We start from the raw sequence: 18,071 nt of genomic DNA on the forward strand, positions 1-18,071 counted from the left end.
AGCGAACCTTGCACGGTTTCAGCCAGCCGCACCGAGCCGTGGGACGTCATGCAGATTCGCGATCTTCCGTATCCCGATCCGGGCGTCCCCGACGTCCGGTCCGGTCCCCGATTTCTCTACTGGCTCGGGCGGAACCAGCTCGGCGGCCAGCTGAAGTCCCTCTCCTGGGGCCTGCTGCACCAGTGCGGCGTCGCCGGCCTGCCGCTGGGCGTGGGTCTCGCCGTACAGGCCGTGGTCGACGGATCCGGTGGCGGGCTGGCGCTCGCCGCCGGGCTGATCGCGCTGCTCGGCGTGGCGGTGGCCCTGGGCGACACCATGCTGCACAGGACCGCCGTCACCAACTGGATCACCGCCGCCGCGCGGGTGCAGCAACTGCTGGCCCGCAAGACCGCGGAACTGGGCTCGGCGCTGACCCGCCGGGTCGCGGCGGGCGAGGTCGTCGCGGTCTCCACGGGTGACGTCGAGAAGATCGGCTGGTTCGTCGAGGCGCTCTCGCGCTTCGCGGCCGCCGCCCTCACGCTCGTCGTCGTCTGTGCGGGCCTGTTCGTCTACCAGCCCGCGCTCGGCATCGTCGTGGCGATCGGCGTGCCCGTGCTGGCCCTGGCCGTCCTGCCGTTGCTGCCGAAGGCGACCCGGCGGGCCGACACCCAGCGCGAGCAGGCCGGCAAGGCCACCGAGCTGGCGTCCGACACCGTCGCGGGCCTGCGCGTACTGCGCGGCATCGGCGGCGAGGACCTGTTCCTCGACCGCTACCGCAGCGCCTCGCAGGAGGTCCGCAAGGCCGCCGTGCGCAGTGCGCGCATGTGGGCGCTGATCTCCGCGACCCAGGTGTTGCTGCCGGGCCTGCTGTTGATCACGGTCGTGGTGTACGGAGCGCAGCTCGCCCTCGACGGGCGGATCGCGGTCGGCGAACTGGTCACCGTCTACAGCGCGGTGACGCTGCTGCTCTACCCGTTGCGCCACTTCGAGGAGATCGCGATGGCGTACTCCTTCTCCCGGCCCTCGGCCAAGCGGGCCGCGCGGGTGCTGTCGCTGGAGCGCACGGCGTACGCGCCGGACGGCACGGCGGACGACACGAAGGACGGCATGGCGGAGGACGCGGCGGGCGGCGCGGCGGCTTCCGACGCTCAGGCGGCTCTGGGCGGCGACCTGTACGACCCGGCCACCGGACTCCTCGCGCCCGCCGGCCGGTTCACCGCCGTGGTGTGCGGCGACCCCGACCTGGCGGGCCTGCTCGCGGAGCGCCTCGGCGGTCACGCCATCTCGGACACCGGCGAGGAGAAACCGCCGTCGGCGCTGCTGGGCGGGGTGGCGCTCGACGACCTGCCACTGATCACCGCGCGGGGCGCCGTCCTGGTCCAGGACAAGGACCCGGTGCTGCTCTCCGGCACGCTGGGCGAGCTGCTCGACGTACCGGCTTCGGGAAAGGTGACCGCGGTGGACGCGCTGGAGGCGGCGCAGTGCGGCGACGTGCTGGCCGCGCTCGCCCAGGCGTCGGCGGACCGCACGGGCGACCCGATGCGCACCCGGATCACGGAGCGCGGGCGCTCGCTCTCCGGCGGCCAGCGCCAGCGCCTGGCGCTGGCCCGCTCGCTGGTGACCGACCCCGGGGTGCTCGTCCTGGACGAGCCGACCTCGGCGGTCGACTCGCACACCGAGGCGCGGGTGGCGGCGGGCGTGAGGGGGCTGCGTACGGGACGTACGACCGTCGTCTTCGCGTCGTCACCGCTGCTGCTGGACCAGGCCGACCGGGTGGTGTTCGTCCATGAGGGCGAGGTCGCCGCGGTGGGCGCGCACCGCGAACTGCTGCGCGCCGACCCGCGCTACCGCGCGGTCGTCACCCGCGAGCCCGACGGCGAACACGGCGAACACGCCGGGGACACCGCGAACACCGCGAACGCGCGGACACGGGAACTCCAGGAGATCGAGGAATCGGCATGACCGGCGTGGCACCACCGGCCTACGACCCGGCGGCACCGGAGTCGGCGACGACCCTGCCCGTCGGCAGTCCCGCGACCGTGCGGACCTATGTACGCGCGCTGATGAGGCGGCACCGCAGGGCGTTCGCCGTGCTCGTGTCGTTCAACGCGATCGCGGTCATCGCCTCGATGGCGGGCCCCTACCTGCTGGGTTCGCTCGTCGAGGACCTGGCGAACGGCGCGCGCGAGCTCCATCTGGAGCGTACGGCGGCGGTGTTCGCGGTCGCGCTCGTCGTCCAGACCCTCTTCACCCGCCAGATGCGGCTGCGGGCCGCGATGCTCGGCGAGGAGATGCTGGCCGACCTGCGCGAGGACTTCCTCGTACGGTCGGTCGGTCTGCCGCTGGGCGTGCTGGAGCGGGCGGGCACCGGTGATCTGCTGTCGCGCATCACCACCGACATCGACCGGCTGGCGAACGCGATGCGCGAGGCCGTGCCGCAGCTCGCCATCGGTGTGGTGTGGGCGGGACTGCTCATCGGCGGCCTGACCGTCACCGCGCCGCCCCTGACGCTGGCCGTGCTGGTGGCCGTTCCGGTCCTGGTCATCGGCTGCCGCTGGTACTTCAAGCGGGCACCGTCGGCGTACCGCTCGGAGGCGGCGGGCTACGCGGCGGTCGCGGCGATGCTCGCCGAGACGGTGGACGCCGGGCGGACCATCGAGGCCCACCGCCTCGGTGACCGCCGGGTGGCCCTCTCCGAACAGCGGATCAGTCAGTGGACGGCGTGGGAACGGTACACGTTGTGGCTGCGGTCGGTGCTCTTCCCCGTCATCAGCGTCACGCACATGACGATCCTGTGCTCGGTGCTGCTGATCGGTGGCGTCTTCGTCCTGGAGGACTGGATCAGTGTCGGCCAGCTGACGACGGGCGCCCTGCTCGCGCAGATGCTCGTCGACCCGGTCAACCTGATCCTGCGCTGGTACGACGAACTCCAGGTCGCCCAGGTGTCGCTGGCCCGGCTCGTCGGCGTACGGGAGATCGAGCCGGACGCGGGCGACCCGGGGGTCGTGCCCGACGGGCGCACGGTGCGCGCCGACGCGGTGCGCTTCGGGTACCGGGCGGACGTCGACGTACTGCACGAGGTGACGCTGGACGTGGCTCCCGGCACGCGGATGGCCCTGGTCGGCCCTTCGGGCGCCGGCAAGTCCACGCTGGGGCGGCTGCTCGCCGGGATCTACGCGCCGCGTACGGGTGAAGTGACGCTCGGCGGGGCCGAGTTGTCACGGATGCCGGCCGAGCGGGTGCGTACGCATGTCGCACTGGTCAACCAGGAGCACCACGTCTTCGTGGGCTCCCTGCGCGACAACCTGCTGCTGGCCCGCACGGGCGCGGACGACGCGGAGCTGTGGGCGGCGCTCGGCGCGGTCGACGCGGACGGCTGGGTGCGGGCGCTGGACGGCGCCCTGGACACCGAGGTCGGCTCGGGCGGCCACGCGCTCACCCCGGCGCAGGCGCAGCAGATCGCGCTGGCCCGGCTGGTCCTCGCCGACCCGCACACCCTGGTGCTCGACGAGGCGACGTCCCTGCTCGATCCGCGGGCCGCGCGGCACCTGGAGCGGTCGCTGGCCCGGGTGCTGGACGGGCGTACGGTCGTGGCGATCGCGCACCGGCTGCACACCGCGCACGACGCGGACGTGATCGCGGTGGTGGAGGGCGGCCGGATCAGCGAACTGGGCAGCCACGACGAACTGGTGGCGGCGGACGGGGCGTACGCGGCGCTGTGGCGGTCCTGGCACGGCTGAGCGATGCCTCCGGTGCGCGGCTTCCGGGGTCCGGAGTTCCCTGAGCGCCGTCGGCCGGTCAGCCGCCCGTGCCGTGCCCGTCCGGTCTCGCGCACCTCGACCGCCCCGGCCTTCCGCCCAGCCGGTGCACCCGGCCGGCAAAACCTCCGCGCCGCCCCGGACAGAGCGTTCTGTGCGGGGCGGGTGGGCGCGGCCGCGGCAGCGCCCGGCCCTGGGACCGGTCCGGGACCGGAGCCGTGCCTCGCGGCGGGTCAGACCGCGACCTTCACGGCTTCGACCCCTTCCTCGTTGTGCCGGTCCGCCCACATCGCCTTGGCGGCCGCGGTGATCCGCAGCACGGTCCCCCTTTCCCGTGACGTCGCGCCTTTCCCGTGACGTCGTGTCGTCGAATCCGTGTCGTCGAGTCGTCGTGCCCTCGTGCGGAAGCCGGCTCCATGGCGTCCAGGAGCAGGCACCGGACAGCAGCTCGGCGGTCTACGGCCGGGTCGACTCTCCGCGAATGGGGCCGCATCGCCCCTCGCGCGTGCCGTCGCCCCGGTGGTGGCGACGGTCGCACTGCCGAGCGCAGGAGCAGAGACGGCTATTTGTTGAATATGATTTTCATGAGCTATGTTCTGGGCGCAAACCGCCTGCTCCATGCCCTCGGAAGAGTCCCCCGTGCCTGTGCCCAAGGTCCTGCCCGTCGCGGCCATAGCCGTCGCGTCCTCCCTGCTGCTCACCGGATGTTTCGCTTCCGGCGCCACCGGTGCCGCGGATTCCGCCGTCTCCGGGGACAAGCGCATCAGGGTGGCGATGATGCAACCGCCCCGGTCCGCCCTCTCGCCGCTGAGTGACGACGCCTTCAAGCTGTCTCGCTGGAGCACCGCCGAAACACTGGTGAAGCTCGACGCGGAGGGCAACGCGCGCCCCGCGCTCGCCGAGAAGTGGCGGCGTACGACCAGGCTGAGCTGGGAGTTCACCATCAGGAACGGCGTGCGCTTCCACGACGGCACACCGCTGACCGCCGCCGCCGTGGCCCGCTCGCTCACCGCGGCCGCCACCGCTTCGCCCAAGCCGCGCATCCTGGACGGGGTCGGGCTCACGGTCGAGGCACGGGGCGACACCGTCACCGTCTCCACCGCCGAGGCGGACCCGCTGGTGCCCGAGCGGATGTCGTCGCCGCAGCTGTCGGTCCTCGCCGCCAAGGCGTACCGGGGCAAGACGGTGAACCCGGTGGGCGCCGGTACGGGCGCGTTCGTCCTGACGAAGGTGAACGGAACCAGCTCCGCCACGCTGGACCGCAACGAGCACTACTGGGGCGGCGCCGCCAAGGCCCCCGGCATCGACGTGACCTTCGTACCCGACAGCACCGCCCGCGCCGCCGCGCTGCGCAGCGGCGAGGCCGACATCGTCGAGTCCGTACCGGTGTCGCAGGCGTCGCTGCTGGACGAGAAGCAGATCACCGAGGTGCCGATGCCGCGCACCAACACCCTCTACCTCAATACGTCGAAGGGCGCGTTCAAGGACGCTTCGCTGCGGGCCGCCGCACGCCGGGCCGTCGACGCGCAGGTGCTCGTGGACGGGGTCTACGAGGGCCGCGCCGATGTCGCCGAGGGGCTGCTCGGGCCCGCCCTGCCGTGGGCGAAGGAACGGAAGGGCCGGACCGCCGCCACCGCTCCCGGAAAGCCGGACGGCGCCTCGATCACCATCGGCACCTTCACGGACCGGGCCGAACTGCCCGAGGTCGCCGCGACGCTCCAGCAGCAGCTCCAGAAGGCCGGGTTCGAGGTGAAACTGGAGGTGCGGGAGTACGCGAACATCGAAACCGACGCGCTCGCGGGCACGTTCGACGCGTTCGTCCTCTCGCGGGCGACCGTCCTCGACTCCGGCGACCCGGCCGCGTACCTCTACAGCGACTTCGCGAGCGACGGGTCCTTCAACATCGCGCAGCTGAGCGACCCGGCCGTGGACAAGGCGCTGCGCAAGGCGGCCGGTACGCCGTCGGGCGATGCGCGACGCGCGGCCGTTCTGGCGGCCGAGACCGCCGTACTGAATACGGATGCCGCGATCCCGATGCTGCACGAGCGCGTCATCCAGGGTGACGCGGCGCACGTCGTCGACTCGGCGAAGGACCCGCGCGAGCGGGAACTCGTCACCGTCGACACCCACATCAAGTGAGGACGGCGCTGACGCGTGCCGCCGGTCTGCTCGCCCTCACGGCGGGGGTCGGACTGCTGCCCTGGCTGTCCGGTACGGACCCGGCGCTCACCGTGCTGCGGGCCAGGTCCGCCGAACAGGAGCCCACCGCCGAGGCGTTGGACTCGATCCGCGGTGACCTCGGCCTCGGCGGCGGACCGCTCGCGCTGCTCGGGGACTGGGCGGGCGGGCTGGTGCGCGGTGATCTCGGTACGTCGTGGGTCTCGGGCGCGGAGGTGCTGCCGTCCGTGCTGTCCGGGCTCGGGGTGTCACTGCTGCTGATGGGTGCGTCGCTGGTGGTGGCGGTACTGGTCGCCGTCGCGCTGTGCGCCCGGACGGTGGTGCGCGGGGCACGGGGCACGCTGCGGGGGCACGCGGCGGGTGCGCCGGGCGCGATGCTCGCCTCCGTACCGGAGTTCCTGCTGGCGACGGTGGGGCTGATCGTGCTGGGTGTGTGGGGCGGCTGGCTGCCGACGTCCGGCTGGGCGGGCCCCGCGCACCTGGTGCTGCCCGCGCTGGCCATGGGGGTGCCGGCGGGCGGTCTCGTGGGGCGGCTCGTCGACGACGCGCTGCCGGCGGCCTTCGGTGAGCGGTGGGCGGGGCTGTGGCGGGCGTCCGGCGTCACGCCGTGGCGGATCGCGGGCGCGGCGACGCGCCGTGCGATGCCCGCGCTGGTGCCGCAGTTCGGGCTGGTCGCGGTGGGGCTCACGGGCGGCGCGGTCGCGGTGGAGACCGTGTTCGCGGTGCCGGGCATCGGGCGTACGGCGCTGGGCGCGGCCAAGTCCCAGGACCTGCCGCTGCTCCAGGGCGCGGTACTGGCCCTGCTGGCGCTGGGGCTGGTGGCGGGGGCGGTGGCGCATGGCGTACGCCGCCGGCTGCTCGGACCGGCGCTGCGAAACGTTTCGCCGGCGCGGTCGGGGGTGAGGGGTGCGAAGGGTGCGGCCTGGCTGGTGGTCCTCGCCGTACGCCGCCGGCTGTTCGGGCCGAGGCCGCGGAGCGGTTCGGGGGCGGCGGTGATCGGCGCGGCGGTTTCTTCCCCCGCCCCGCCCCTCCCCGAAGTCCTCGATCGCCGGACGGGCTGGATTTCCCGGCCCGGGCCGAAAGATCCAAGGAAGCCGGCCCGTCCGACGGCTGACACTCCGGGGCAGGAACAAGCCCGCCCGACCGCTGAGGCTCCGGGGCGACAACAAGCCCGTCCGCCGATTGAGCACCGAAGCCCGGGGCGGAGCCCCGCGCGCGGCCGGACAGCGGGGGCGGGCGCCGCATCCCTGGCGTTGCCCGCGCCGCTGCCCGCGCCCGCGGGACCGCTCCGGCGGGCCGTCCCCGTCGTGCTGGGCGGAATACTGCTGGGAGTCGTCGCCTGGGGGCTGCTGCGGGATCCGTACGCCGTGGACACCGCCGCCCGGCTCACCGCGCCCTCGGGGGCGCATCCGCTGGGCACCGACGGGCTGGGGCGGGACGTGCTGGCGCGGCTCGGGCACGGGGCGGCCTCCACGGTGGGGGTGGCCCTGGCCGTGTGCGCGGTCAGCTACGCCGTCGCCCTGGCGCTCGGGTTCCTGCCGGCTCTCTCGGCCGGCATCAGCGATGTCGCCAACGCCCTGCCGCCCGTCGTCGTCGGCATCCTCGTCGCCGCCGTGCTCGGCCCCGGCACGGCGGGCGCCTCGCTGGCCGTCGCGCTGGTCTCCTGGCCGCCGCTCGCCGCGCACGCCGCCGCCCTGGTGCAGGAGGTGCGCGCGTCCGGCTTCCTCGCCGCGCAGCGCGCCATCGGTTCCACCCCGTACCGCATCCTGACCCGGCACGTCCTGCCCGCCGTCGCCGGTCCGGTAGCCCGCCACGCGGTGCTCCGGCTGCCCGGGATCGCGCTGGCGCTCGCCTCGCTCGGCTTCCTCGGGCTCGGCGTACAGCCGCCCGCGCCGGAGTGGGGTCTGCTCCTCGACGAGTCGCGGATGTACGTCGAGCGTGCCCCGTGGGCCGCGCTCGCGCCCGCGACGGCGCTCGCCCTGCTGGCGGGACTCGCCGTCTCCCTGTCGTCACTCACCTCCCCGAAGGCTCAACGCCCATGACCCTGCTGTCCGTTCGCGATCTGCGCGTCCGTATCCGGGACGGGTCTCGGACCGTCACCCCCGTACGCTCCCTCTCCTTCGACCTCCGGCGCGGCGAAGTGCTGGGCGTGGTCGGCGAGTCGGGGGCCGGCAAGTCGCTGACCGCGCGGGCCGTGCTCGGCATGGCGCCGTACGGAGCGGAGATCACCGGCAGCGTGCGGTTCGACGGCCGCGAGCTGGCCGGCGCGGACCGCCGCGCGTACGCGGGGCTGTGGGGGCGGCGCATGGCGTACGTACCGCAGGACGCGCTGGCCGTGCTGTCGCCCGTGCACACCGTCGGGGACCAGATCGCCGCCGCCGTACGGTCGACGGGGTGCGGACGCGCGCAGGCGCGGGCCAGGGCCGTCGCCGCGCTGGACCGGGTGGGGATCGCGGACGCGGCGCGGCGGGCGAAGGCGTATCCGCACGAGTTCTCCGGCGGGATGCGCCAGCGCGCGGTGATCGCCATGGCGACCGTCAACGACCCCGACCTGGTCGTCGCGGACGAGCCGACCACCGCGCTGGACACGACCGTGCAGGCGCAGGTGCTCGACGTACTCGCCGAGCGGCGCGCGGAGACCGGCGCGGCGCTGATGCTGGTCACGCACGACCTGGGCGTGGTGGCCCGGTACGCCGACCGCGTGCTGGTGATGTACGCCGGGCGGCACACCGAATCCGGACCCGTGGACCGGGTGTTCGGGCAGCCGCGCGCCCCGTACACCGCCGCCCTGCTCGCCTCGCTGCCGCCCGGCGAACCGACGGCCGACCGCAGGCTTCCGGTGCTCGGCGGCGCCCCGCCGGCGCCCGCCGACGTACCCGCGGGGTGCGCCTTCGCGCCGCGCTGTCCGCTGGCGGACGACCGCTGCGGCGCCGAGGCCCCCGAAGCCGTGGGCGGCGCGCACCTGGTGTCCTGCCACCATGCCGTGGAGGCCGCCGCATGAGCGCGCTGCTGGAGGTACGGGACCTGGTGGTCCGCTATCCGGGCCGCACCGCCGTCGACGGCGTCTCCTTCGAGCTGGCCGCGGGCGAGACGCTGGCCCTGATCGGCGCATCGGGTTCCGGCAAGTCGAGCACGGCGGCGGCCGTGCTCGGGCTGCGCCGCCCCGACAGCGGCGAGGTGTGGTTCGACGGGCGCGAGCTGACCGCGCTGGACGAGCGGGCGCTGCGGCCGCTGCGGCCCGCCCTGCAACCGGTGTTCCAGGATCCGTACGGTTCGCTGAGCCCCCGGCAGCGGGTGCGCGACGCGGTGGCCGAGCCCTTGCGCGTCCAGGGCCGGTGGGACCGGGACGGCGGTCCGCGGCGGGTGGCCGAGCTCCTGGAGATGGTCGGTCTGGACGCCGCGGCCGGCGGGCGCCGTCCGCACGAGCTGTCCGGCGGGCAGTGCCAGCGCGTCGGCATCGCACGGGCGCTGGCGAGCGGGCCGCGGCTGCTGGTGCTCGACGAACCGGTGTCGGCGCTGGATCCGTCGGTACGGGCCGGGGTGCTCAACCTCCTCACGGACCTCCAGGAGCGGTTCGGCCTCGCGTACCTCTTCATCTGCCACGATCTGGCCCTGGTGCGTCACGTGGCGCACCGGGTCGCGGTGATGCGCCACGGGCGGGTGGTGGAGACGGGGCCCGCGCGCCTGCTGTACGGGACGGCCGAGCACCCGTACACGCGCGAACTGCTCGCCGCGGTCCCGTCCGTCGGGGGTGTGCGGTGAGCGCCGCCGCTCTGCCCCGGTCGCCCCGGCTGCCCCGGCTGCTGATCTCCAGTCAGTTCGTTTTCAACGTCGGGTTCTTCGCCGTCCTGCCCTATCTCGCCGGGCACCTGAGCGGGACGCTCGGGCTCGCGGGGTGGCTGGTGGGCCTCGTACTGGGGCTGCGCACCTTCAGCCAGCAGGGGCTGTTCGTGGTCGGCGGGGCGCTCACCGACCGGTACGGCGCCCGGCCGGTGGTCCTGGCGGGGTGCGCCCTGCGCGTGGCCGGGTTCGGCTGGCTCGGGTTCGCGGGCGCGACGTGGTCGGTGATCGGGGCGGTCCTGCTGGTGGGGTTCGCCGCGGCGCTGTTCTCGCCCGCGGTGGAGACGGAGATCGCCCGGCAGGCGGTACGGCACGAGGAGGAGACGGGCCTGCCCCGCACCCGGATGCTGGCGCGGTTCTCGGCGGGCGGGCAGGCGGGGGCGCTGATCGGTCCCGTACTGGGGGCGCTGCTGCTGTACGGCGGGTTCCGGGCCGCGTGCCTGACGGGCGCCGCGGTCTTCGCCGCCGTCACGGTGGCGCACTGGCGCCTGCTGCCGGGCCGCCCGCCGGCTGAGATCGAGGAGCACGGCCGGAACGGCGAGGACCGCCAGGACGGCGAAGACGGCCGCGGACACGTGCCGGTGCGGGACGGCGTGCGGCGGCTGCTGCGCAACCGCGCTTTCCTCGGCCTGTGCCTCGCCTACAGCACCTACCTTCTCGCCTACAACCAGCTCTACCTCGCGCTGCCCGGCGAGCTGCACCGCGCCACGGGGTCCCAGGCCGCGCTCGGCTGGCTCTTCGCGTTGTCGTCGGTGCTGGTGGTCGCCGGGCAGGTGCCGCTGTCGCGGTGGGCGGCGGAGCGGCTGTCGTGGCGGGGCTGCGTACTCGGCGGGCTGCTGCTGATCGCTGCGTCCTTCGCGGCGGCCGGGGCACTGCTGCCGCTGGGCGGGCTGTGGTCGTCGCTGGCCTTCGTGGTGCTGCTGACGCTGGGGCAGATGCTGGTCGTCCCCGCGACCCGGGCCTGGCTGCCGGACCTCGTCGGTGACCGCGGCCTCGGTCTGTTCACCGGCGCGCTGTCGTCCGTGTCGGGCCTGGTGGCGCTGGCGGGCGGCGCCCCGGCCGGGGCACTGCTGGAGATGGGCGGGGCGCTGCCGTGGCTGGTGCTGGCGGCGGTGCCGCTGGCGGGGCTGGCGCTGGTGCCGCGTACGGTCCGTACCAGCCGTACGGCAGCGCCGTCGGCCGCTCCCGGAGCCCCCAGCGCCTCCGGAGCATCCGGCGCACCTGGTGCTCCCGGCACCCCCGTCAGATGAAGTCGAGCGCCGCCGCGCCGCCCACTCCCCCGAGCAGCATGAACGCCGGCATCAGCACCTTCAGCTCCACCCAGCTGCCCGCGCGGAACCGCAGCGCCCTGGGCGGCCCGATCGGGTACCAGCGCTTGCGGCCGACCGGGATCGGCCACAGGATCGGGCAGCCGGAGACGGTGAGCGCGTCGCCGATGTCGTGCACCAGCGCGCCGAGGACGATCGGCAGGCCGAGCCACAGGTACTCCTGGCCGGCGCCGGCGAACAGCCAGTCGGCACCATTGCCCGGTTTATCCAGTATGTCCGCCAGCATCCACGCGCTCGTCGCGCCGAGCAGCCACACCAGGACGTCGCTGGACATCCGGGCGGCCCGCCACAGCAGCCCCTCCACGGCCAGCACCAGGTGGACGAAGAGGATCACGAGAACCGCCCAGCGGCCGCCGGTGAACGCCAGGAACGACGCGCCGCCGCCGGTCATGACCGCCCACAGCCAGGTGTGGGTGAGCGTGCGGTGGCCGCCGGTCCTGCGCGGGTCGCCGGGCTTCCTGGTCGCCTTGTAGACGGCGTACGACAGCTTGTCGACGATCTCGCACAGGCCCTTCGACACCGGCCCGAAGGCGCGCGAGATGGTCGCGGACTTGTGGTCGAGGTCGGGGGCGAGGGCCGCGCCCGCGCAGATCAGCGCTCCGACGACGAGTACGGGCCAGGGCATCGGATGTCCGGCCGAGGCCGCCGCCGCCCCCACCCCCAGCCAGGCCGCTGCTCCTGACAGGGAGTGCGCCGGTCCCATCATGGTCGTTCCCGCCCCGTTTGCTCTTGTGGTGTGCCCCGTTGACACGGCAGCGTATCGCTCGCGATCTTCGTACGGCCGTCCGGTTCTCTCTCGAGGGGGGAAGCCAGGCAAGATGGGGGGCGTGACCCTTATCGATCAGCTGCCCCCGACCGACGACCCCGATGCCCTCTTCGAGGCTTTCTCCTCATGGGCCGAGGGCCAGGGCATCAGTCTCTATCCCGCCCAGGAGGAGGCACTGATCGAGGTGGTCTCCGGTGCGAATGTGATCTTGTCCACCCCCACCGGGTCCGGAAAGAGCCTGGTCGCGGCGGGTGCCCACTTCGCCGCCCTGGCCCAGGACAAGGTCACCTTCTACACCGCGCCGATCAAGGCGCTGGTCTCGGAGAAGTTCTTCGACCTGTGCAAGCTCTTCGGCACGGAGAACGTCGGCATGCTGACGGGCGACGCGTCCGTCAACGCCGACGCCCCGGTCATCGCCTGCACGGCCGAGGTGCTGGCCTCCATCGCGCTGCGCGACGGCAAGCACGCCGACATCGGCCAGGTCGTGATGGACGAGTTCCACTTCTACGCCGAACCGGACCGCGGCTGGGCCTGGCAGATCCCACTCCTGGAACTGCCGCAGGCCCAGTTCGTCCTCATGTCGGCGACGCTCGGCGACGTCTCGATGTTCGAGAAGGACCTGACCCGCCGCACCGGCCGCCCGACCTCCGTCGTGCGTTCCGCGACCCGGCCGGTCCCCCTGTCGTACGAGTACCGCCTGACCCCCATCACCGAGACGCTGACCGAGCTGCTGGAGACCAAGCAGGCTCCCGTCTACATCGTGCACTTCACGCAGGCGGCGGCCGTCGAGCGGGCGCAGTCGCTGATGAGCATCAACATGTGCTCGCGCGAGGAGAAGGACCGGATCGCCGAGCTGATCGGCAACTTCCGCTTCACCACCAAGTTCGGCAAGAACCTCTCCCGGTACGTGCGGCACGGAATCGGCGTGCACCACGCGGGCATGCTCCCCAAGTACCGCAGGCTCGTCGAGAAGCTCGCGCAGGCGGGCCTGCTGAAGGTCATCTGCGGTACGGACACCCTCGGCGTCGGCGTCAACGTCCCCATCCGCACGGTGCTGTTCACCGCCCTCACGAAGTACGACGGCACGCGCGTCCGCACGCTCCGCGCCCGGGAGTTCCACCAGATCGCGGGCCGCGCCGGACGGGCGGGCTTCGACGTCGCGGGCCTGGTCGTCGCGCAGGCGCCCGAACACGTCGTCGAGAACGAGAAGGCGCTCGCCAAGGCCGGCGACGACCCGAAGAAACGCCGCAAGGTGGTCCGGAAGAAGGCCCCCGAGGGCTTCGTCGCCTGGTCCGAGACGACCTTCGACAAGCTCATCACGTCCGACCCCGAGCCGCTGACCAGCCGCTTCCGTGTCACGCACACCATGCTGCTCTCGGTCATCGCGCGCCCCGGCAACCCCTTCGCCGCCATGCGCCACCTCCTGGAGGACAACCACGAGCCGCGCAAGGCGCAGCTGCGGCACATCCGCCGGGCCATCGCCATCTTCCGCTCGCTGCTCGACGGCGGCGTGGTGGAGATGCTGGACACCCCGGAGGCCGACGGCCGTACCGTACGGCTGACCGTCGACCTCCAGCAGGACTTCGCGCTCAACCAGCCGCTGTCGACGTTCGCGCTGGCCGCGTACGAGCTGCTGGACCCGGACTCCCCCTCGTACGCCCTGGACATGGTCTCCGTCGTCGAGTCGACGCTGGACGACCCGCGCCAGATCCTCGCCGCCCAGCAGAACAAGGCGCGCGGCGAGGCGGTCGGCCGGATGAAGGCGGACCGCGTCGAGTACGAGGAGCGCATGGAGCGGCTCCAGGAGATCACCTACCCGAAGCCGCTGGAGGAGCTGCTCTGGCACGGGTACAACGTCTACCGCAAGAGCCACCCGTGGGTCGGCGACCACCCGGTGTCCCCGAAGTCCGTGGTCCGCGACATGTACGAGCGGGCCATGACCTTCTCCGAGTTCACCTCGCACTACGAGCTCGCCCGCACCGAGGGCATCGTGCTGCGCTACCTCGCGGGCGCCTACAAGGCGCTGGAGCACACCATCCCGGACGACATCAAGTCCGAGGACCTGGAGGACCTGATCGCCTGGCTCGGCGAGCTGGTGCGCCAGGTCGACTCCAGCCTCCTCGACGAGTGGGAGCAGCTCGCCAACCCCGAGGTGGAGACGGCCGAACAGGCCCAGGAGCGCGCCGACCAGGTCAAGCCGGTCACGGCGAACGCGCGGGCCTTCCGGGTGCTCGTACGCAACGCCATGTTCCGCCGCGTCGAGCTCGCCGCCCTGGACAACGTCCGGGAGCTGGGTGAGCTGGACGGCGAGTCCGGCTGGGACGAGGACACCTGGGGCGAGGCCATGGACGCGTACTGGGACGAGTACGAGGACCTGGGCACCGGGCCCGACGCCCGCGGACCCAAGCTGCTGATGATCGAGGAGGACGCCGGGCACGGCCTGTGGCGCGTCCGTCAGACCTTCGCCGACCCGAACGGCGACCACGACTGGGGCATCAGCGCGGAGGTCGACCTCGCCGCCTCCGACGAGGAGGGGCGGGCCGTGGTCCGCGTCACCTCGGTCGGTCAGCTGTAGAAGCCGGCTGTCCAGCCCGGCCGCACATCCAAGGAGAAGAACCCCCGTGACGACCAACCCCGCCGAACGCCTCGTCGATCTGCTCGACCTGGAGCGGATCGAGGTCAACATCTTCCGGGGCCGCAGCCCCCAGGAGTCCCTGCAACGGGTCTTCGGGGGGCAGGTCGCCGGGCAGGCCCTGGTCGCGGCCGGCCGTACGACCGAGGGGGACCGGCCCGTGCACTCCCTGCACGCGTACTTCCTGCGGCCCGGGCGCCCCGGTGTGCCGATCGTCTACCAGGTGGAGCGGGTGAGGGACGGGCGTTCTTTCACCACCCGGCGGGTCACGGCCGTCCAGGAGGGCCGGACGATCTTCAACCTGACCGCCTCCTTCCACCGGCCGGAGGAGGCCGCGTTCGAGCACCAGCTGCCGCCGCGCCTGGACTTCCCGGACCCGGAGTCGCTGCCGCCGGTGGCGGACGAGATCCGTGCGCACCTGGGGGGCCTGCCCGAGTCGCTGGACCGGATGGCCCGCCGGATGCCCTTCGACATCCGTTACGTCGACCGGCTGCGCTGGACCGCCGAGGAGGTCGAGGAGGCGGACCCGCGCAGCGCGGTGTGGATGCGCGCGGTCGGGCCGCTGGGCGACGACCAGCTGGTGCACACGTGCGCGCTGGCGTACGCGTCCGACATGACGCTGCTCGACGCGGTCCGCATCCCGGTGGAGCCGCTGTGGGGGCCGCGCACCTTCGACATCGCGTCGCTGGACCACGCGATGTGGTTCCACCGGCCGTTCCGGGCCGACGAGTGGTTCCTGTACGACCAGGAGTCGCCCGTCGCGACGGGCGCGCGGGGGCTGGCGCGCGGCCGGATCTACGACCGGGACGGCAACTTGCTGGTGTCGGTGGTGCAGGAGGGACTGTTCCGCCCGCTGCCGGCCGTCTGAGCGGCCGCGGGCCGCGGAGCTTGCGCGCATCGCGGAGCCGCGGGCCGTGGAGCCCGGGGCCGTGGACAGGCCCCCGCCATGGGGCGCATTCACGCATCGCGCATGGTGACAGCCTCCTGCTGGACGAGGCCGGCCACGCCCGGCCCGTCGGCGTCGTCGGCCTCGTCCCGCCCTGGAACCTCCCGCTCGCCATCCCCTGTGGAAGGCCGCGCCCGCGCTGCTCTCCGGGTGTACGGCCGTACCGAGACCGTCGCCGCCGACGCCGCCCACTTCGGCGCTGCTGGTCGAGGTCTTCCGGCAGGCGGGCGTGCCGGCCGGGGTGCTGAACCGTCGGAGCTCACGGACTCGCGCTTCCTGCTGCGCGAGCCCGGTGCGCGGACCCGTGCGCTCCGGGAGCGGGTGCTGGCCGGGCGGGGGCTCGCGAAGGTGCCGCACGGCGGCGTCCGGGGCCCGGGGCGATCAGGCAGTGCGTGGCGGCGGGCCCCGGGGCCCGCTGGTCCGGGAGCACGGGGCCGTCGACGACGTACGGGCCGGATCGCCGGCCGTGGGCCCGGCCGGCCCGCGGCCGCGGTCGCGCCCCGTCACTCCCGTACGGCGCCGCGACCGGTTGCCGTCCCCGGCGGAACGCGCGTTCACGGGGCTGTTACGGGAGGCCGGCGGCCGGCCGCGGGAGCTCGCCGATCCATGGGCCTGCGTGCCCGCGCGGCACGCCGCCCCCGGTCTCTGGAACAGTACGGACCAGTGACCGACGGCCGGCAGCGCCCGGCCACCCGTAGCCATAGGAGACACCGATGAGCCTGTACGACATCCCCCTGCGCACCCTGACCGGCGAGCCGACCACCCTCGCGGCCCACCAGGGCAAGGTGGTGCTGGTGGTGAACGTGGCGTCCAAGTGCGGACTGACGCCGCAGTACGCCGGTCTGGAGCGGCTCCAGCAGAAGTACGCGGACCGGGGCTTCACGGTGGTCGGTGTGCCGTGCAACCAGTTCGCGGGCCAGGAGCCGGGCAGCGCGGAGGAGATCGGGACGTTCTGCTCGGCGAGCTACGGCGTGACGTTCCCGCTGCTGGAGAAGATCGAGGTCAACGGCGATCACCGGCACCCGCTGTACGACGAGCTGACCCAGGTGAAGGACGCGGACGGCGAGGCCGGGGACGTCCAGTGGAACTTCGAGAAGTTCCTGGTCAGCGGTAAGGGCGAGGTCGTCGGGCGGTTCCGTCCGCGTACCGAGCCGGAGGCCGCCGAGGTCGTCGCGGCCATCGAGGCGCAGCTCTCGGCCTGACCCGCTCGCGCGAAGGCGCCGGCCCCGCCCCCGGCGGTTCCGGCGCCTTCGCGTAGGTACTCCCGTACTCCCGCGCACCTGCGTGCTGCCGGGCGTCAGCGGATCGGCATGCCCGACAGGGTGCGGGCGATCACCAGGCGCTGGATCTCGCTCGTGCCCTCGAAGATGGTGTAGATCGCGCTGTCGCGGTGCATGCGCTCCACCGGGTACTCCCGCGTGAAGCCGTTGCCGCCGAGGATCTGCACGGCCTGCGCCGTGACCTTCTTGGCCGTCTCGCTGGCGTACAGCTTCGACATCGAGCCCTCGGCCGCGGTGAACGGCTTGCCCGTGGCCGCCATCCAGGAGGCGCGCCAGACCAGCAGCCGCGCCGCGTCGATCCGGGTGCGCATGTCGGCGAGCTGGAAGGCGACGCCCTGGTTGTCGATGATCGGGCGGCCGAACTGCTCCCGCGTCTTCGCGTAGTCGAGCGCGACCTCGTACGCGGCGCGGGCGGTGCCCACCGCCATGGCGCCGACGGCCGGGCGGGACGCCTCGAAGGTGGCCATCGCCGCGTTCTTCACCCGCTCGCCGCCCTTCCTGACCCGCTCGCGGGCCCGGGCGAGGCGCTCGTCGAGCTTCTCCTTGCCGCCGAGCAGGCAGTGGCCGGGCACGCGCGCGTTCTCCAGTACGACCTCGGCGGTGTGCGAGGCGCGGATGCCGTGCTTCTTGAACTTCTGCCCCTGGGACAGCCCTTCGGTGGCGGGCGGAACGATGAAGGAGGCGTGGCCCTTGGAGCCGAGTTCCGGGTCCACGAGGGCGACCACGACATGGACGTTGGCGATGCCGCCGTTGGTCGCCCACGTCTTGGTGCCGTTCAGCACCCACTCGTCCTTCGCCTCGTCGTACACGGCGCGCGTGCGCATCGCGGACACGTCGGAGCCGGCGTCCGGCTCCGAGGAGCAGAAGGCGGCGACCTTGACGTCGGAGGCGTCACCGTACATCTGCGGGATCCAGGTGCCGATCTGCTCCTCGGTGCCGTTCGCGAGGACGCCGACGGCGGCCAGGCCCGTACCGGCTATGGACAGGCCGATGCCCGCGTCGCCCCAGAAGAGCTCCTCCATCGCCATCGGGATGCCCAGGCCCGTCGGGTCGAAGAACTGCTGCGCGTAGAAATCCAGGGAGTAGATGCCGAGTTTGGCCGCTTCCTGGATGACGGGCCAGGGCGTCTCCTCGCGCTCGTCCCATTCGGCGGCGGCCGGGCGCATCACATCGGCGGCGAACCCGTGGATCCAGTCGCGGACCTGCTTCTGGTCATCGTTGAGTTCGAGCGTGAACTCGGCCATGTCCCCTCCAGCACTGTGTTCATTACGTGCGTTACTTACGGTAACCCGAGTCTGTTACCGCCAAGTAGACGGTGTCAACCGCCGTAGTACCCGCGCGGTACGGACCGCGCGGGCCACAGT

At 73.2% G+C, this 18,071-nt stretch carries 13 protein-coding genes; 11 read left to right on the forward strand and 2 right to left on the reverse strand.

The genetic code is table 11. The features are described from left to right. Positions 1-48: 48 nt before the first annotated feature. The 7 genes from ABD374_RS10470 (at position 49) to ABD374_RS10500 (ending at position 11,005) form a co-directional block, all read left to right on the forward strand. A complete protein-coding gene (locus ABD374_RS10470) occupies positions 49-1,941 on the forward strand; it encodes an ABC transporter transmembrane domain-containing protein (RefSeq protein ID WP_344493766.1) in 1,893 nt (630 codons plus the stop codon). Then, positions 1,938-3,719, forward strand: a complete 1,782-nt coding sequence (locus ABD374_RS10475; RefSeq protein ID WP_344493767.1) for an ABC transporter ATP-binding protein — start codon at positions 1,938-1,940, stop codon at positions 3,717-3,719. The genes ABD374_RS10470 and ABD374_RS10475 overlap by 4 nt, the downstream gene beginning before the upstream one ends. A 636-nt stretch (positions 3,720-4,355) precedes the next feature. Continuing rightward, positions 4,356-5,876 carry an ABC transporter substrate-binding protein gene (locus ABD374_RS10480; protein WP_425577181.1) on the forward strand — a complete coding sequence of 507 codons (1,521 nt, stop codon included), beginning with the start codon at positions 4,356-4,358 and terminating at the stop codon, positions 5,874-5,876. Then, a complete protein-coding gene (locus ABD374_RS10485) occupies positions 5,873-7,957 on the forward strand; it encodes an ABC transporter permease subunit (RefSeq protein ID WP_344493771.1) in 2,085 nt (694 codons plus the stop codon). Before ABD374_RS10480 ends, ABD374_RS10485 begins: the two co-directional genes overlap by 4 nt. Beyond that, on the forward strand, positions 7,954-8,916 hold the full coding sequence (locus ABD374_RS10490; protein ID WP_344493773.1) for an ABC transporter ATP-binding protein: 963 nt from the start codon (positions 7,954-7,956) through the stop codon (positions 8,914-8,916). The genes ABD374_RS10485 and ABD374_RS10490 overlap by 4 nt, the downstream gene beginning before the upstream one ends. Continuing rightward, positions 8,913-9,677: an ATP-binding cassette domain-containing protein gene (locus ABD374_RS10495; RefSeq protein WP_344493775.1), complete on the forward strand. Its 765-nt coding sequence runs from the start codon at positions 8,913-8,915 to the stop codon at positions 9,675-9,677. The genes ABD374_RS10490 and ABD374_RS10495 overlap by 4 nt, the downstream gene beginning before the upstream one ends. Continuing rightward, on the forward strand, positions 9,674-11,005 hold the full coding sequence (locus ABD374_RS10500; protein WP_344493777.1) for an MDR family MFS transporter: 1,332 nt from the start codon (positions 9,674-9,676) through the stop codon (positions 11,003-11,005). The genes ABD374_RS10495 and ABD374_RS10500 overlap by 4 nt, the downstream gene beginning before the upstream one ends. On the opposite strand, the gene ABD374_RS10505 is transcribed toward ABD374_RS10500, so the two are convergent. Further along, positions 10,998-11,789: a metal-dependent hydrolase gene (locus tag ABD374_RS10505; RefSeq protein ID WP_344493779.1), complete on the reverse strand. Its 792-nt coding sequence runs from the start codon at positions 11,787-11,789 to the stop codon at positions 10,998-11,000. The two genes, ABD374_RS10500 and ABD374_RS10505, sit on opposite strands and share 8 nt — an antisense overlap. 121 nt (positions 11,790-11,910) lie before the next feature. Here ABD374_RS10505 and ABD374_RS10510 point away from each other — a divergent pair, with 121 nt between their 5' ends. The 4 genes from ABD374_RS10510 to ABD374_RS10520 all read left to right on the forward strand — a co-directional run bounded on the left by ABD374_RS10510 (position 11,911) and on the right by ABD374_RS10520 (position 16,629). After that, positions 11,911-14,424 (forward strand): DEAD/DEAH box helicase, encoded by a 2,514-nt coding sequence (locus ABD374_RS10510; RefSeq protein WP_344493781.1) that lies wholly within the window; start codon positions 11,911-11,913, stop codon positions 14,422-14,424. A 46-nt stretch (positions 14,425-14,470) separates the two neighbouring features. Then, positions 14,471-15,349: an acyl-CoA thioesterase gene (locus ABD374_RS10515; protein WP_344493782.1), complete on the forward strand. Its 879-nt coding sequence runs from the start codon at positions 14,471-14,473 to the stop codon at positions 15,347-15,349. Between the two features lie 172 nt (positions 15,350-15,521). Continuing rightward, positions 15,522-16,094 carry an aldehyde dehydrogenase family protein gene (locus ABD374_RS34555; protein ID WP_425577183.1) on the forward strand — a complete coding sequence of 191 codons (573 nt, stop codon included), beginning with the start codon at positions 15,522-15,524 and terminating at the stop codon, positions 16,092-16,094. 46 nt (positions 16,095-16,140) lie between these two features. Further along, a complete protein-coding gene (locus tag ABD374_RS10520) occupies positions 16,141-16,629 on the forward strand; it encodes a glutathione peroxidase (RefSeq protein WP_344493784.1) in 489 nt (162 codons plus the stop codon). Positions 16,630-16,724: 95 nt separating this feature from the next. Here ABD374_RS10520 and ABD374_RS10525 read toward each other — a convergent pair whose 3' ends face one another. After that, complete coding sequence (locus ABD374_RS10525) at positions 16,725-17,951, reverse strand: acyl-CoA dehydrogenase family protein (protein ID WP_344493786.1); 1,227 nt, start codon at positions 17,949-17,951, stop codon at positions 16,725-16,727. Positions 17,952-18,071 lie beyond the last annotated feature (120 nt).

The organism is Streptomyces enissocaesilis, from assembly GCF_039533765.1.
In the GTDB taxonomy this organism is placed as follows: Bacteria; Actinomycetota; Actinomycetes; order Streptomycetales; family Streptomycetaceae; genus Streptomyces; species Streptomyces enissocaesilis.